The organism is Chryseobacterium endalhagicum, from assembly GCF_016745235.1.
Classification (GTDB): Bacteria; Bacteroidota; Bacteroidia; order Flavobacteriales; family Weeksellaceae; genus Chryseobacterium; species Chryseobacterium endalhagicum.
Genome location: NZ_JAELVM010000001.1, coordinates 958094 through 972957, shown reverse-complemented (window position 1 = coordinate 972957; position 14864 = coordinate 958094). Strand labels below are relative to the sequence as shown.

The window sequence follows — 14864 nt, the reverse complement described above, 5'->3', positions numbered from 1 at the left end:
AGGATAAACAAAGTTTTTTTGAAATGAAGCTATTTTTATAAAGGTAAACAAAGGCATTTCATTTATAAAAGTAAAACAATACCAAAGCTCAATCAATTCTATCCTTTTGAAACAGAGTGAAACAAAGTTCAGAGGTAGAATCTTTGTATTTCGGAAATAAGTGAAACGCCTTTGTTTATCCTACCTGTAAAGAAATTAAAGCAATTCTTTGTTTTTCTTTGTGTGAAAAAAAATTAAGCAAAAAGCTTTGGAACACTCTTTATTACAATTCCTTTAATAGTTTTTCAGGTTACTTATGCTTAGTAGAAGAATAATTATATTTTTTTAACGCAAAGTTTTCCTGAAGGTTCCTGATGATTTTAAGGAAGACAAAGATGGCGGCTGCGCCACTGATTAAGCATACGGTTATAGTGTACACTTAGTGGAATCAATCGGAGATTGATTTTTTTCTCTACTAAATTTAATGAGCGGAATTACAATAGAACCTTGCGTGATACTTTTGATATTGCTTTAAACATTTTAATAATCGCAAGGATAAACAAAGTTTTTTTGAAATGAAGCTATTTTTATAAAGATAAACAAAGGCATTTCATTTATAAAAGTAAAACAATACCAAAGCTCAACCAATTCTTTTCTGTTGAAACAGAGTGAAACAAAAGTTCAGGGGGGAGAATCTTTGTATTTCGGAAATAAGTGAAACGCCTTTGTTTATCTTACCTGTAAAGAAATTTAATCAATTCTTTGTTTTTCTTTGTGTGAAAAAAATTAAGCAAAAAGCTTTGGAACACTCTTTATTATAATTCCTTTAATAGTTTTTCAGAATTCCAGACCGTTGCAAATTCTTCATTTAAATTGGCAAGAGCGGTTAAATGGATAAGTTCAGCATCATATTTCTCACCATTGATCCCTACCCTGTCAAATGCAGCGGTTGCATCTGAAATGACATATGTTTTATAGCCCAAATTTCCAGCCATCCTTGTCGTGGTTGAAACACAGTGATTGGTGGTTATTCCTATGATCACTAAAGTATCTATCCCCAGACGGTCTATTCTTTCTTTCAAATCGGTTCCGATAAATGCACTGTTTACATTTTTTGTAATCACCGGTTCATCATCCAGCGGCAGAACATGGTCATTAAACTGAAAACCCGGATCAGATTCATGCAGTTTTGATTGTGGATTCACGGAACTGTGCCTGATATGGAAAATGGGTAAATTCAATTCGCGCCATTTTTTTAATATAATGCCGCTAGTCTCTTCTGCATCTTTATTATTCCGTCTTCCGCCCCAATACTTTTCATCTAAAAATCCTTTCTGAATATCTATCAGAAGAAGTGCGGGTTTGCTGTCTCTTAAATTCATCATTTATCCTTTATTTCAATTAAAATAATCTGCTGTATAGAAACTGTTTGTACTCCTCCGTTAAGGATGACTCAAAAAGATCGAACACATGTACGGCACCGGGTATTACCCAAAGTTCCGTTTTAACACCTGCCTGATATAAAAGCTGGGCAAATTCTATAGCTTCATCCCTTAGAGGATCCAGTTCACAGGCCACAATTGTCGTTCTGGGCAAGCCTTTAAAGTCAGAATAATGCGTAAGATCTGAATAGGTTAAACTTTTATCCTTATCATCACCCAGAAAATGAAGCCACGCTGTTTCAGCATATTCTTTATTCCAGAGTGGAGCATCTGTAAATTCGTTCATGGAAGGGGTATTCAGTTTGTTGTGAATCACGGGGTATAATAAGAACTGATGTTTTATGTTTTTAATTCCGTTATCATTGGCCATCTGGGTAACAGAGGCAGCCAGATGGCCGCCCGCACTCGCTCCATATACAGAAATATTGTCCGGATCAATTCCCAGATGTTCTTTTCCGTGCTTAATGGTCCATTGTAAGGCATCAAATCCGTCCAGAACCGGAACCGGAAACTTATATTGCGGGGAAAGCCTGTAATCAACCGAAATAATAGTAGCATTAAGACGGTCTGCCATTTCAAACATCTGATAATCGACCTGCTCCGGCAGACCGAACACATAGCCTCCTCCATGAAAATAAACCACTGTTTTATGAGAGTCAAATTCTTCCGGCTGATAGATATGCAGCCTGATCTGGTGATCATCAGCAGAACTCCTTATAAAAATATCTTTTACCTTGATGTGATCCGGGCCTTTGAAAGGATTATTCTTTGTGAATTCTTCTCTTTCTTTCTGAACAATTTCCGGGTTGTTTAAAAACAGGGCCTGATCAATATCTAACGAAAACGGAAAGTTCTCAATGCTAAATCTCAGATCTTTGTCAATTCTGTTGAAATCCATTGCAGTATTGGTATAATATGTGTTTTTACTCATTTCATTAATCAGTTTCCCGGATAGAAACAGGAAATCTGATTTATTTTGTAAATTTAATTGATGAATTTCGCGCGCCCAAATTCTCAATAAATTGTGTGGAACGAACAAAAATGTTAGTATGAGTATTAAAGAATCATCAACGAATCATGAAAATAAAAAAGGTCTGGAACTGAGCTGTTCAGAAATATATGCGGTAAACCTCATCAGCGGACGCTGGATCCTTTCTATCTGCTACTGCCTCAGAACAGGAAAAATGAGATTTTCGGAGCTCAGAAAAAAAATCCCCAACATCAGTGAAAGAATGCTGACGATGCAGCTCAAGAAAATGGAAGAAGAAAAACTGATCCTAAAAACGGTGTACGCAGAAGTTCCCCCAAGAGTAGAATATGAATTAACGGAAATCGGGAGAAATCTGATCCCTGTTCTGGATCAGTTGGAAATCTGGGGGGAAGATCACAAAAGAATAAAGAAAGCCTTATAACAAAAGGCTTTCTTTATTTTCTTATTCTAATCGGAAAGATTCAGGATCAGACACCGTCAGCAAAACGAATGGCTCTTTCAAGTACTTCATCTTTCTTTTCCAGAATTCCTTTTACAGTGGGTTTTACTTCTATATCAGGAACAATTCCTATCCTCTGTGTTTCCGTTCCGTCAAGGTTATACATCCCTATTCCCGTAAAAATAGTTTTGACATTCCCCGGTAAAACAATGGTATCCGTCACATTACCATCGGCTCCTGATGTCTGACTTCCAATTATCGTGGTCGCAGGACCCGCTCTGAATGCCATAAGGGTCATTTCCGCAAAACTCTGGGTAGTTTCATTGCAGAGAACAATGAGTTTTCCTTTATAATATGCAATGTTATCTTTTCCTATTTTAATATTATTCATATACTGATTGCTTAAATAGCTGAACTGCCCTGGCATCAACACACTTCCTTTCGTCATCCGGCAAAAGTCTTTTGGCTTTTCAAACAGGTATTCTCCAATTTTCATGGTAAACATGGTCTCTTTGGGATAAGTTCTCATATCAATAATGATAGCCTTACTTTTCACAGCCTGCTTCATGATTTCATCCAGATTTTTTACATCAAGTCTTCCCGGATGGATATAAGCAATATTATTGTTTAACATTTTGAACGCCGGCTCATCTTTATTTTCTTCAATCAATGATTTTTCAAAAGGAAGTGCTTTTATTTTGAGATCTTTGATAACTCCCATTCTTTTTACGCTTACATCCATCAGAGAATCGTTCGTTCTTAAAAAACTAACGGCTATTTTTAATAACTGAGCAGGATAATTGGAAGCAGATGCATAAGGCAAACGTTCTTTCAAAATAGCTTCAGCAGGCTTTTTATTCACAGACAGAATTTCATCACCCTGTAAAAGTTCATTTTTATTACCTTTTTGCTCTTCAAGACTTTTTGTGACTACCGGTTTATTTCCTACAAAAACCAGATCTGCTGCCGGCCTCATTGTGCCCATCTTTTTATACAGTACAGGCTCGTACCATACAGAGGTTTCGGCATGTGAATCTTTTATTTTAGCAACCATAAATGCTGCTGCCAGTTTATACTCCACTTCATTTCCAGCGTTCACAAATTCCGGGATTAATTCTTCCAGAGTGGTATCCCAGCTCTGTTCCAGTGTATTTTTATAGGGGTAAAAATATTCTACCATATTCCAATATCTGAACAGGCTTAATAATCTGAAACCGGCATCAGGATATTTGAGCTGTTTATAGGCGGCTTCATTCTGAAAGTACGGAATAGGCATATCTTCTGAATATATTTTCACATAATAATTTTCGCGGCTTCTTTCTGCCTGGGAAATATTGATCAATAGTTTACTAAGATCTTTGTCCAGGGATTTCTTACTGATCCATTTGAAATCCGGTCTGTATCTTACTTCCAGAGAATCTGGTGTATCTGCTTTTTTGGTAGTCTTTCCAAGAGAATTTGCCCAGGTAAGCAATGCGGCATTTCGTTCTGAATCATTTTTAACAGAAAGAATTCCAGGCATCACCTTAAAAAGCTCATAATCCCAATTCAGTGTACCAGAGGAAGCTTTGGGATGATAATACTTTAAAAAGCCCCACACTTTTCCAAGCACTGCAAGATTTTTAATCTGCATCCCGGAAAGTTTCTGAACAGAAACAGAAGAGCCTTTATCAAAGGTATGATCTTCGGGAGGACTAATTTTATTATGGTTCTGGGCAAGGTTTAAAACGCTGCAGAATAATACGGTGGCAAGAAATAATTTTTTCATATCATCATTTTTTTAGATAAACAGTTATATACTGTTGTTATCCAAAATTATCTATTCCCTAACTGTAAAAATTGTAAAATTGTAAACCATCCAGGAAAATCTCCATTTTCAGGATATTTTAAAACGTCTTCATCAAAAACCGAATACCTTCTGATAAACAAACAATTGACAAGAAAAAACCTTTCACCATGAAAGTTTTTAAAAATAAAACATAAAAAAAGTTGCGCAGTATAGGAAAAAGTTCTACTTTTGCACCCACGTTAAACAACGAAACAAATGGTTTCTTAGCTCAGTTGGTAGAGCAATGGATTGAAAATCCATGTGTCCCTGGTTCGATTCCTGGAGAAACCACAGAAGTTAAACGCAATTTAACTTAGTCAATCAAAAAATCCCTTTTAAACAATGTTTGGAAGGGATTTTTGTTTTAGTACTATTTAATAATAGTGTTCTTTCTTTAGAAATTTAAAAATCAAATTTATTTTTGACAGCAAAAAACCTCTATCAGGTTTGATAAAGGTTAATATTATAATGTTAACAGTCTTTTAGTTCAGATGATTAAAATTTGCGCCAGCATGATTCATACTAGTCAGTTTCACTGATGTCTTAAAAGGTTCGTTGTATTGAATTTTAATATCATCAATTATTTTGTTATCGATATTATCATCAAACTTCCTGGCAAACAAATGATTACCTCTCTGAAGAAAGGGCAAATCATATTTAGTGAATGTTTTAGGGCGTAATTTAATGTCTCCGTCAGGAATCCAGATAATGGCTCTCTTGTCATCATTTACTAAAGTGCCATTAAACGATGTATTCATTAAAACTGTTTGAAAAAAAGATTCATCCGCAATTAGTGTATTTAAATAATAATCTTCGAATTTTTTAACCTCAACGCTGCTATTTATAAATTCACAGCAATCTCTTGTTAAAATCATCCATTGCCCGCCGATATAAGGTATTACATCTTTCATGAAACCTCTTTTATGGGTTTTATCAGAAATACTGTCTTCCAATTCTTCAAAATAATTCTCAATCCTATTCATCGTCTCAGGTCTTTTTTTCTCCTGATTGTCAATTTTAATAAAGCTTTTACCATTATTCTTCGATAAAAACTCTTTGATAATTTTTTGTGATTTTAACGGATAATCCTGTCCGCTTAAGTTTATAAAATAATCCCATTTTGCATCCATACTCAATAGGTATTTGATGCCATCCAGTTCGGCCTGAACCATACTATATCCTCCCCAGATAACATTTTCACTGTTAAGGATATGCACATTAGAATATTGCTCCAAAAAGCTTCTTATATCCTTGCCAATTTCCTGGTTAGCTTTTTTGTCAATATGTATAAGATAAAAATTGGTTGATTCATAGATAGCTTTGAAAAGCTTTTTGAATTGATTAGGTAAACGATGCACTAAAATTAAATATGCTACACTCATTGATTTCATTGGAATTTCACCAATGCTATGTCTGCCGCTATCGCCTGCATAAACATCTTTCATTTTATTTTATTTAAAAATTTTTAATGTTTACAACTTATTTTATAAAGTATTAATAGACATTTTTATAAATATACGAAAATTAAATCACTTTTTTTGCAAAATATTAAAATCAACTACTACAATTCATAGAAACAGTAAACCATAAAAAATCTCCGAACATTATTTGATGTCAGGTTGTTAATGAATTTCACGTTTTTCCAATGCACCTTCTCTATAAATTTCAGTATAGATTAATTTTCCTTTTTTTCTTGTGTTCAATATAGGTTCTCCAGTTTCTTCACTGTATTTTTGCTGTAATTTGTAAAATTTCCATTTTCCAACGGGTAAACCATTTTTATATTCTGCTTCCAGATAAGTATAGGAATCTGTAAATTCCGGATATTTTTGCCAATCCATAGACCCATTGGGTTTGGTTTCTATCCATTTTCCTTCCTTATGGTGATTTTTCACCAGGCCCTGTTCTTCATTATTTTTATAAGGACCATCATGGTCATAGTATCCGGCAAATTTTCCGGAGGGCAGAATCTGGTACTGTTGTAAAGGGTTTAATGTAAAAGGATCTTCAGTAAATTCATAATCCTGCAGAGAAATGATATAATTTTTATCTATGTTAAATAATGTGTGGCTGGCAAATCCCATTTCTCCCTGATGATTAAGATAAATTCTCTTCATATCGATAAGTTTACCCTCCTTCGTTGAAACTAAATACATTTTTTCAATAAAGGGCTGGGCATAACGCACGGTATTATAGACCGCCATAAAGTACAGTGAATAATCTCCGTAACACAGAAAATCAGAGGCTATTTTAATGCGGTCATATTTTTCATTCACAGAATTGCTGAATGGCAGAAAGACATCGTATTCTTCAGGAAGTGATACAAGATCTTTTTTAATTGATTTCTCAAATTGCAATGCATTGAGTTCTTTCAGTTTATTTTCATCCTGTATGGCGGAAAGAGCCGAGTCCACGGTTATTCTTTTTGAAATATCTGAATACCCAAAAGGCAGCGTAATACAATCCGCTTTGTTGGTGTTAAAAGAAAACGATCCTTTATCTGTGGAATGCACTTCTGTTTTTACCGCCTTATTTTCTGTCTGAGCCTTACTGTAGCAGGAAAAAAGAAAAAACAGACTGGTGAAAAAAACTATATTTATTTTAAACATATATATCTGATATTTGAGCGAAACCATGGATATGCAAATGATTATTATGTCTCGGAGTGGCTGTATGGATCGTGTTTGGCAACCGGGTATTAGCATTGTCTGCCGCACTGGCATTTGAGGCGTTGGAAAAATTTTCTGACCTCCCTAACAGAAATCCAAAATCAAAGAGAATATTCCGGAGAATTACAGCATTATCATAATCAAAATTCGCAGCGGTAAGGATCGTATTGACTCCATCCTCCTGAGTGGTTAATAAATTCAAATCTCCGGCCTCTCCATTCACGTGTTCTGCGCTGGGATAGCACGATGCATCGGAATAAGAAAAACCCTGAGATACGATATAATGACTGTGTCCCTCCTGTCTGAATTGTGCCAATGACCCCAAGAAACCGGCAAATAAATCCGGCTGAATACTTCTTCTTCTGGTATGCTGAAATCCATAGCGGATGATGACTCCGTTCTGATTATAATTAAATGCTTCAAATATCTGTGGTCCTACCCCTGCATTCGCTAAAATATCCATATTGACCAATTCGACATTTCCCTGTTGATTGGCGTACCATTTATCCGTTGCTCCATCACCGAGGGTTCCGTTAGAATACACCAATAACTGATGTGCATCTATCTGTTCTCCGGCAGCTCTGTTTGCGGTAAAGTCTATTGTTTCCAGCAGATCCCCTCTTTGGGCCAGCGGTGGAATGGCATTAACCCTTCTTTTTCTTGTCAGCGTTTCTTTAGTTCTGGCACAGATCCTGTGTTCATTATCGTTTTGATCGTAATAAAAAAAGACCGCTTCCGTAGAATGGGTATTCAGGACTTTTTGAATCCTTCTTCTTCTCGATGGATTTGTACTGATCTCCTGTAACGTATTGTACGTATTGCTGCCGTGGTGAATGTTGTAGATATTTTTATTAACCACCCTGAATCTGCCTGTATCATCATCTAAGAAAACACCGGCTCCATTTACTTCTTCCTGTCCGTCTTTATAGGCACAAGGGCTATTATCTGATCTTTCTACCGCCACTTCCAGATTGATACTGCCATCCGCCAGTCTTCTGCTCCACTCATCAAAGGTAGCTCTTGAATCAGGTCTGAGTTGCAGCTTAATAATGGCTTTGTTGATATGGTCAGCATCTAAATTACCATAATGATCGTGTCTGCCGGCGCTGTTGTTAAGAGCGTCGAAGTTTCCTACCTGTACGGTAAACATTCTCTGTACTTCATATCGGTCAGGAGATACGAAACGCATGAGCTGTAATGTATCCGTATTTTCTGTCATGGTATTGGCTGAAGGTCTTATTACCGCATCTATGCTCAAGGTCTGCATATTGCTGGTCTCTATGATCAGATACACCGTTTTCCCTAATATGGAATCGTATGGAATATTTTGATTTTGATGATCCTGCTGCACGTGGGCGGAATCAATTTTTGTAAAACTGACTCTTGTTCCGTTATCTGTTGTCACTTTTTTCGCAAAATAAACATCAGTAACGCGCTGTAATGAATCATCGGGAGTATCCGGAGCCAATGGACCATTTAAGGTTTGGGTCTGCCCGGAATCTGTTATTGTAATACGTGTCGCCATTTTAAGATTTTTATTTTTTTGACAGGGAAGATTTTGATATTTCCTGACGAGGATTAACCACGATTTTATTTTCCTTAAACGAGGTAAGGTTCAAGACGTTCAATTTTTCATCCAGCTGGTCCGGCAGCGCTTCAATCCATCCTATGTTTTTATAATTCTTCATGACTTATTTCTTTTATATGATAGATGATTTTCTTCTGATAGTTTTCTCCCAGGGAAAATTCTATGGTCAGTTTATGCTCCAAAACTTCTTTGGTTGTAAAGTCTAATAAAATCTGCCCTTTATATTTATCCAGTTTTGGACAATCGGTTTCACTATGATAAGCGATTTCCTTTCTTTTCATTTCCCCATAAAACATTTCCCAATTTCTATCTGAAGGAATGTTCCCTATATACTGTAGCAGCAATAATTCATCATCACACCGCATGGCCTCCGTTTGTACACGCTCTTCTATATCTATTACGGTATTGGCCATAAAATTACGGTAGCGCACGCTATGACTGACCTGATTTTCCTTTTCATATCTTCCATAAAACCGATGGAGGATCATTCCAAAATGAATATTTTTAAAAAAATCTTTACCCACTAAATGCTCCTTTTGGTAAAATTCTTTTAAAAACCGATAAGAATCTTCTGCAGATTTACCAACATAGGATCTGGAGAGCTTTTCTACCGTTTTTTTTACTTTATCCTGAAGAACGGACAATTCCTGTACGTTTTTTAAACGCCCATATTCATCCGTTATAAGCACTACATCATCATTGATATCTGCAATTCTGGCTAAAAAATCTTTTTCGGACAGAGAGAGCTCTTTATCTCTGTGAACCCGGTCAAAAACTTCAATATGGTATTCAAACCTTTCTTTTTCTAAAAGCTTCAGCGTGACATGAAAATTTTTATTGAGTTCGCTTCTGTGAGTTTTCCCGTTGATGGTGGTATATTCATTATAGGTATAACGATAAAATTTCTTTCCTTCTACAAGGTTTAATTTAATATTTATAGGAAATACCGGTTCCATAATTTTTCACTCATTTTATGATTTGTACCTGCCAATTAAACCATTGTTTTACTTAAAAATTACTTTCCCATCAGAGGAAACCCATTGGCTTTTTTTGTTCCATGATCCGTCACAGCCCTGCTGCATCTGCTTGATTATTTTTGCTTTTTTTATGTCGAGAATGGCACATGTGTAGTTTTCATGCAGGGTACTGTCTTTAGCACTTTCATGCACATATTCTTTGATGATGCCGTCCACTACTACATATTTTGCATTAGGCGACAGTGAGGAAAAGAGCTCGCTTCCGGTCCCTTTAAACTCGCTTCCTTTACCTACTTTTATCTTCTTCTTTTTATGAATGATATGAAGATTGTACCATAACTTCACAGAGCTGTTATAGGAAGCATAATACAGTGATAAAGTATCATTCAGCTTAATAATCGTGTCTTTCTTTACCTTTTTATTTTGTTGTACATCATGATTTCGATGGGAAACCGTGTTTCCACAAGTAATAAAAATGATTAAAATCATTAGGATGGAGGTTATTTTTTTCATCATGATAAGTTTGAGTTTTTTTCCATTTTTTCATAGCGTTTATCCATATCGGTACCTCTTCTTTTATTCCCGTAATCATCAAGAATTTCCTTCTCATAGGTCCCGTGCCTCTCTCCCCATTCGCCAGGGTTTCTTGATATATTTTCTAATTTCTCACCTTCTTTTTTTGTTTTATTTTCTTTAGCTGTAGCAGCATCTTTTTTAGCGAAAAACCGGCCTAATGCAGCCCCGAAATCGTCTTTTACATATCCCGGCCTGTTAATGTGATGATCCAATGCCGTTGCTTTCCCTAATTTTGACTTTAAATAATCAGACAGTTTGTATGAATATCCTGTGGGAACTAAAGGAAGCACTACTTCTTTTAACCTTTTAATAAAATCCACCACTTGTTTTTCCTGAAATGATTTATCAATCACGGCATTTACAATCGGCTGCAGAGGCTTACATTCTACTGTTTTTCCGAATAAAGATTCTTTACAGTTTTCCCTGATTTTATTGGACAATGTATTTCCCGTAATTTTCTCCGCAGCAGGATTTGCCGGATCTTTATAATACAGAATCCCGGAATCTACTGTCCAGCCGCATGATACAAATAACTCCTCATATTTTTCAGGGTACTGAGCTTTAAACTCTTCAACCTGTGTAGTAAACTCTCCTTTTCCGGTATGATCCACGGTTTTCTGCATGGCTCCAGCCGTTAAGATCATCTGTTCACCCGAAAGGTCCCAGTCATAGGATTGAACGGAATCTAATTTACCTTCATTTTCAGACATTCCCACCAAAATAGCTTTTTCTTCAGCCGTAATTTTATTGTCCGCAATCAATGTATCCCAATCGGAATAATTTTCAAGTTTTTTCGATCCCCAGTAAGCAGGTCCATATTTTCCACTGTACCGGGTACAGGTAATGTCATAGTTGCTTCCACAATTACAATATCTGATCTCAAACCTTTCATTGTCTTTATTTAAAAACTCATGCGTCTCATCCGGAAACTTCACTTCATCTTCTGTTCCGGTTACTTCGGCTTTGAAATATAAAAAGGCATTTAAATCGTCTCTTTTATTCAATTTATCGATCAGTTTCTTTAAATCTTCATCACTTTTAGGACGCATTGTGATTTCTTTAGCATACACCAATGTTCCGTTGATCGTGAATTCAATCTTACTTTTCTCCTCTTCTCCATCTAAAAATTTGACAGGATTTTCATAGACGTTTTCCGCATTTGTTAATTTATTTTCATGGATCTCCACAGAGAGTTTTCCGCTGGCTCCCTCACAGTTGGCAACAACCCATACTTTCTTTTTAATAGTAGTGCTGTTTATTCTCTCAAAATCAAAATCCGGACTGCCATCCGCTTTTTTAGCCTGTACTTCTTCTTCCCAGGTAATTTTCACTGATTCTTTTGCGCTTAACCTTACGGAGTCCTCTTTATCGGCCTGGATATTCCTTCTTCCTTTTTTTTCGTACTTCTTTTTTACATCAGATACCAGACCTCCACTTTTCACCGTATATGTTTCTTCCTTTGCTTCCCAGGTCATTTTAGGAACCTGTTTCGCAAAATATATTTTCACCACATTTACTTCATGATCTACCTGATGCGGCATATCATAAACCTTTTGATTGGGGTTTGCGGTGTAATTATCTTTTTCTTGTTCTTCACTCATACCTTTTTATTTTGAGCTGATTATTGGAAATCATTCGAGTTATTATATTTTGTTTCCAGGTCTTTAATAACTTTTGATTTTAATTCCGTGGGTAAATCTTTTAATGTAATATTCAGATTATCATTGATTTTGCATTTGTTATCTTCTCCACAACGATATTTTATATGATACAGATACTTTTTATGGTTGTAAAATATAATGCAGGAGACTTTTGTATCATTATCCCAGTTTCCGCAATACGTAAAGGGGATTAAGACCGCCTGATGCTTATTGATGGTATAGTCAGATATAGTATTTATTTTTAAATTGATTAAACCGGATTGTGCATCGGGATAATTATAAACTATACTATCACTGTAATTTTTACTTTCAACAACTGCACTGATTATGGTTACAGCTCCGTCAAATCTCTCTTTTTCAGCATTACAGGGATTGATTACTTTTACGGTAAGCTTACTGGGTACGTTTCCGTCTTTAAAATTTTTCTGTACAATCAATGAATCCTGATAATACCTTTTCAAACTGTCATGAACAGCCTTCTGCCCGCAAGCAGGAATGAAGAAAAATAATATAAAAATGGTAACTAAGATTTTCATTTTTGTGTAATAAATTGGTGATTCACCATCTTTGTAATTGCTGCTTTCTATTTTTTCCTGAATACGGGTTTAAAAATTATTGTTAATAAAAGCTTTGTAATTTTTAACTATAAAAAATGACACTGCAAAAACTAAAAAGTTAAAAGGTATCGCGCTTAAAATAGCCAAACCACCCCAAGTTAAGCCATAAAACATATCTGAGAATATTTTCACAAAAAAATCATATCCTTGTGGAAAGTAACCCGCATTCATATCAAAAAAGGACCATAAAAGACCCGAAAAAACTAAAGAAGGCACAATCCAGAGTACATAAAAAGTGTAATAGAAGATGCTGCTATGAATAATCTTCTTGTTTCTTGCTAACCATACCATCGTTATCATAAAAAAAACAGCAAATACCATTAGAAATGCATAAGGATAAGTCCAGTGATAGGCCGATCCCAAAGGAGAGCCAACAACTTTATCAACCAGTTTATTCAAAATAAAATACAGTACTGCTACAGCGACATAAAAAATAACACTACATAAAACAGCATATGATAATCTATTCAATTTCTTGAGGGGTAGCATAAAATTCATGATATACATTTAAATATTTTACATCAGTATATAAGTTAAAATCCATTCCTTTCTTATAATCTTTTCTCCAATCTCTATATGATTTATTTTCTATTGTATAATAAGTATCAGCTGTAGCCCCGTATGGATTTACGGATACTCCATTTTTTTTAGGTGACCAATCGCCCAAATATTCATCTGAGGTTATAAAATCAAAACTATCCTTTATATAAACTCCAATTTTTGTGATTTTAACCAGATAATTCTTATTTTTTCGTGTAATTGTCCCAAATGCAATGACTCTAAATTGGCAACTTGCCAAGGCTCCAAATAAATCATCTAATGGCTCCATTGAAAAAATATTTTTGCTGATATTATAGGAAACACTTTGATAATAAAATCTCTCAAATAGTGGCATCATTTCCTGTGCTTTTTGTCCTCCTAATTTAGGCTGTTCTATATTATTAAATGTTTGTATTACATTTCCAGATACTCCGAAACTTATAGTTTCATTATCTTTTTTAGGAAGTTTTAAATTTACACTAGGATTTTTCGTCATCTCTTTAATCCTTTTTTTCAGCAGCTTTATAGCATTTTCCGATTTCCATTTTTGTGTAATAATTGCATCATATTCAGTTTTCATTCTAGGATATGACAACACCCAATCCATGGATAATAAGTCAACTTTAGGATTAATTAACCAAGGTTTATCATTTTCATTACCATTAAACCAAATATCCTGTAACATTTTAGCATTGGTCCATTTTAATGCTCCTTCTATCTTGGGAACAAATTCAACTACATGAATTTTGAGATAATCAGTTTCTTGTGGCAGTTCATAGGTTGTACCTTCAAGTTCAATTTTCGCATATAATTGTAATATGCTTTCTTCTCCTTTTGTAAATAGATCTGCCGTTAGGAGGAAATGAATATTATTTCTTTCAGAGGAAATGATATAATCTTTTTCATATAAATTATCATCATTAATGGGACCTGAATCTGATTCATAGACTATAAATGTGATTTTTTTCCCTATTGCCGCTTTATTCGCTTCGAAGAAAAAGTGTAATTTTTCATCTCCGTAAGGATGCAGCTTTATTTTTTGATTATTTTTATCAACCCAATGCCCTGCAATTATGGCTGGTTTATCATTTCCAATACTGGATTTTATACTCGCAACCTTTGGAATAGGTTTCGCAACAGCAGCATTAAAATCAGGATCACAAGTGATAAAAGATTCTTTTACCAAAACAGTTTGTGTCTGTACCGTAGAAGTTCCCAGATTTTCCCATGGACTTAGTTTTATAACACTCATGCAAGGAGGAGGAGACATGTTTTTGGCAGGCCATTTGGGGTGGCCGCAGGTTCCTTTAAACTGAAGGTTTACCATATTGTTTCCATCACCTTCTGTGGCCCATAACTGGTCCTGAAGATTTATTTCGTTAGAAGTAACTTTCAGATCTCCGGGTGACTGAGCAAAGGGACATTTCAACTTTGCTCCATGCATGACCACTTCTCTTTTTTCTAAAGGAGAATCTTCGTTGGATTTTTTTTGCTTTTCTGTCCGTTTTTCAGAAAGCTTACGATCATGCGCTGAAGTATTCTGATCTTCCATGTGTA

The 14864-nt window shown here is 35.4% G+C and carries 14 protein-coding genes and 1 tRNA gene; 2 read left to right on the top strand and 13 right to left on the bottom strand.

Annotated elements, in window-relative coordinates; translation table 11 throughout:
• Positions 1-794: 794 nt before the first annotated feature.
• Both JET18_RS04360 and JET18_RS04355 read right to left on the bottom strand, forming a co-directional pair.
• Positions 795-1361, bottom strand: a complete 567-nt coding sequence (locus JET18_RS04360) for a cysteine hydrolase family protein (RefSeq protein WP_202090709.1) — start codon at positions 1359-1361, stop codon at positions 795-797.
• Positions 1362-1380: 19 nt separating this feature from the next.
• A complete protein-coding gene (locus JET18_RS04355) occupies positions 1381-2352 on the bottom strand; it encodes an alpha/beta hydrolase (RefSeq protein ID WP_228728483.1) in 972 nt (323 codons plus the stop codon).
• A gap of 118 nt (positions 2353-2470) precedes the next feature.
• Here JET18_RS04355 and JET18_RS04350 point away from each other — a divergent pair, with 118 nt between their 5' ends.
• Positions 2471-2833 (top strand): winged helix-turn-helix transcriptional regulator, encoded by a 363-nt coding sequence (locus tag JET18_RS04350; RefSeq protein ID WP_202089387.1) that lies wholly within the window; start codon positions 2471-2473, stop codon positions 2831-2833.
• A 46-nt stretch (positions 2834-2879) separates the two neighbouring features.
• On the opposite strand, the gene JET18_RS04345 is transcribed toward JET18_RS04350, so the two are convergent.
• Complete coding sequence (locus JET18_RS04345; protein WP_202089386.1) at positions 2880-4619, bottom strand: S41 family peptidase; 1740 nt, start codon at positions 4617-4619, stop codon at positions 2880-2882.
• A 278-nt stretch (positions 4620-4897) separates the two neighbouring features.
• On the opposite strand from JET18_RS04345, the gene JET18_RS04340 reads away from it, so the two are divergent.
• A tRNA-Phe gene (locus JET18_RS04340) sits at positions 4898-4970 on the top strand.
• 191 nt (positions 4971-5161) lie between these two features.
• Here the strand turns inward: JET18_RS04340 and JET18_RS04335 are convergent.
• The 10 genes from JET18_RS04335 to JET18_RS04290 form a co-directional block, all read right to left on the bottom strand.
• On the bottom strand, positions 5162-6124 hold the full coding sequence (locus tag JET18_RS04335) for a beta-1,6-N-acetylglucosaminyltransferase (protein ID WP_202089385.1): 963 nt from the start codon (positions 6122-6124) through the stop codon (positions 5162-5164).
• A 177-nt stretch (positions 6125-6301) separates the two neighbouring features.
• Positions 6302-7288 (bottom strand): hypothetical protein, encoded by a 987-nt coding sequence (locus JET18_RS04330; protein ID WP_202089384.1) that lies wholly within the window; start codon positions 7286-7288, stop codon positions 6302-6304.
• On the bottom strand, positions 7281-8873 hold the full coding sequence (locus JET18_RS04325) for a hypothetical protein (protein ID WP_202089383.1): 1593 nt from the start codon (positions 8871-8873) through the stop codon (positions 7281-7283). Before JET18_RS04325 ends, JET18_RS04330 begins: the two co-directional genes overlap by 8 nt.
• Before the next feature lie 10 nt (positions 8874-8883).
• Positions 8884-9036 carry a hypothetical protein gene (locus JET18_RS04320; protein ID WP_202089382.1) on the bottom strand — a complete coding sequence of 51 codons (153 nt, stop codon included), beginning with the start codon at positions 9034-9036 and terminating at the stop codon, positions 8884-8886.
• The gene (locus JET18_RS04315; protein ID WP_202089381.1) at positions 9023-9892 is read right to left on the bottom strand and encodes a hypothetical protein; all 870 of its coding nucleotides are present in this window, start codon (positions 9890-9892) and stop codon (positions 9023-9025) included. Before JET18_RS04315 ends, JET18_RS04320 begins: the two co-directional genes overlap by 14 nt.
• A gap of 48 nt (positions 9893-9940) precedes the next feature.
• Positions 9941-10402 carry a hypothetical protein gene (locus tag JET18_RS04310; protein WP_202089380.1) on the bottom strand — a complete coding sequence of 154 codons (462 nt, stop codon included), beginning with the start codon at positions 10400-10402 and terminating at the stop codon, positions 9941-9943.
• 23 nt (positions 10403-10425) lie between these two features.
• Positions 10426-12090, bottom strand: coding sequence for a hypothetical protein (locus JET18_RS04305; RefSeq protein ID WP_202089379.1), 1665 nt, complete (start codon positions 12088-12090; stop codon positions 10426-10428).
• A gap of 20 nt (positions 12091-12110) precedes the next feature.
• Positions 12111-12686 (bottom strand): hypothetical protein, encoded by a 576-nt coding sequence (locus tag JET18_RS04300; protein WP_202089378.1) that lies wholly within the window; start codon positions 12684-12686, stop codon positions 12111-12113.
• Between the two features lie 69 nt (positions 12687-12755).
• A complete protein-coding gene (locus JET18_RS04295; protein WP_202089377.1) occupies positions 12756-13265 on the bottom strand; it encodes a hypothetical protein in 510 nt (169 codons plus the stop codon).
• Positions 13231-14859 (bottom strand): DUF6402 family protein, encoded by a 1629-nt coding sequence (locus tag JET18_RS04290; protein WP_202089376.1) that lies wholly within the window; start codon positions 14857-14859, stop codon positions 13231-13233. The genes JET18_RS04295 and JET18_RS04290 overlap by 35 nt, the downstream gene beginning before the upstream one ends.
• Positions 14860-14864: the final 5 nt, after the last annotated feature.

Bases quoted from the DNA above. Each gene is read 5' to 3' on its own strand.
- JET18_RS04360 (WP_202090709.1), bottom strand. From the start codon at position 1,361: ATGAATTTAAGAGACAGCAAACCCGCACTTCTTCTGATAGATATTCAG.
- JET18_RS04355 (WP_228728483.1), bottom strand. From the start codon at position 2,352: ATGAGTAAAAACACATATTATACCAATACTGCAATGGATTTCAACAGA.
- JET18_RS04350 (WP_202089387.1), top strand. From the start codon at position 2,471: ATGAGTATTAAAGAATCATCAACGAATCATGAAAATAAAAAAGGTCTG.
- JET18_RS04345 (WP_202089386.1), bottom strand. From the start codon at position 4,619: ATGAAAAAATTATTTCTTGCCACCGTATTATTCTGCAGCGTTTTAAAC.
- JET18_RS04335 (WP_202089385.1), bottom strand. From the start codon at position 6,124: ATGAAAGATGTTTATGCAGGCGATAGCGGCAGACATAGCATTGGTGAA.
- JET18_RS04330 (WP_202089384.1), bottom strand. From the start codon at position 7,288: ATGTTTAAAATAAATATAGTTTTTTTCACCAGTCTGTTTTTTCTTTTT.
- JET18_RS04325 (WP_202089383.1), bottom strand. From the start codon at position 8,873: ATGGCGACACGTATTACAATAACAGATTCCGGGCAGACCCAAACCTTA.
- JET18_RS04320 (WP_202089382.1), bottom strand. From the start codon at position 9,036: ATGAAGAATTATAAAAACATAGGATGGATTGAAGCGCTGCCGGACCAG.
- JET18_RS04315 (WP_202089381.1), bottom strand. From the start codon at position 9,892: ATGGAACCGGTATTTCCTATAAATATTAAATTAAACCTTGTAGAAGGA.
- JET18_RS04310 (WP_202089380.1), bottom strand. From the start codon at position 10,402: ATGATTTTAATCATTTTTATTACTTGTGGAAACACGGTTTCCCATCGA.
- JET18_RS04305 (WP_202089379.1), bottom strand. From the start codon at position 12,090: ATGAGTGAAGAACAAGAAAAAGATAATTACACCGCAAACCCCAATCAA.
- JET18_RS04300 (WP_202089378.1), bottom strand. From the start codon at position 12,686: ATGAAAATCTTAGTTACCATTTTTATATTATTTTTCTTCATTCCTGCT.
- JET18_RS04295 (WP_202089377.1), bottom strand. From the start codon at position 13,265: ATGAATTTTATGCTACCCCTCAAGAAATTGAATAGATTATCATATGCT.
- JET18_RS04290 (WP_202089376.1), bottom strand. From the start codon at position 14,859: ATGGAAGATCAGAATACTTCAGCGCATGATCGTAAGCTTTCTGAAAAA.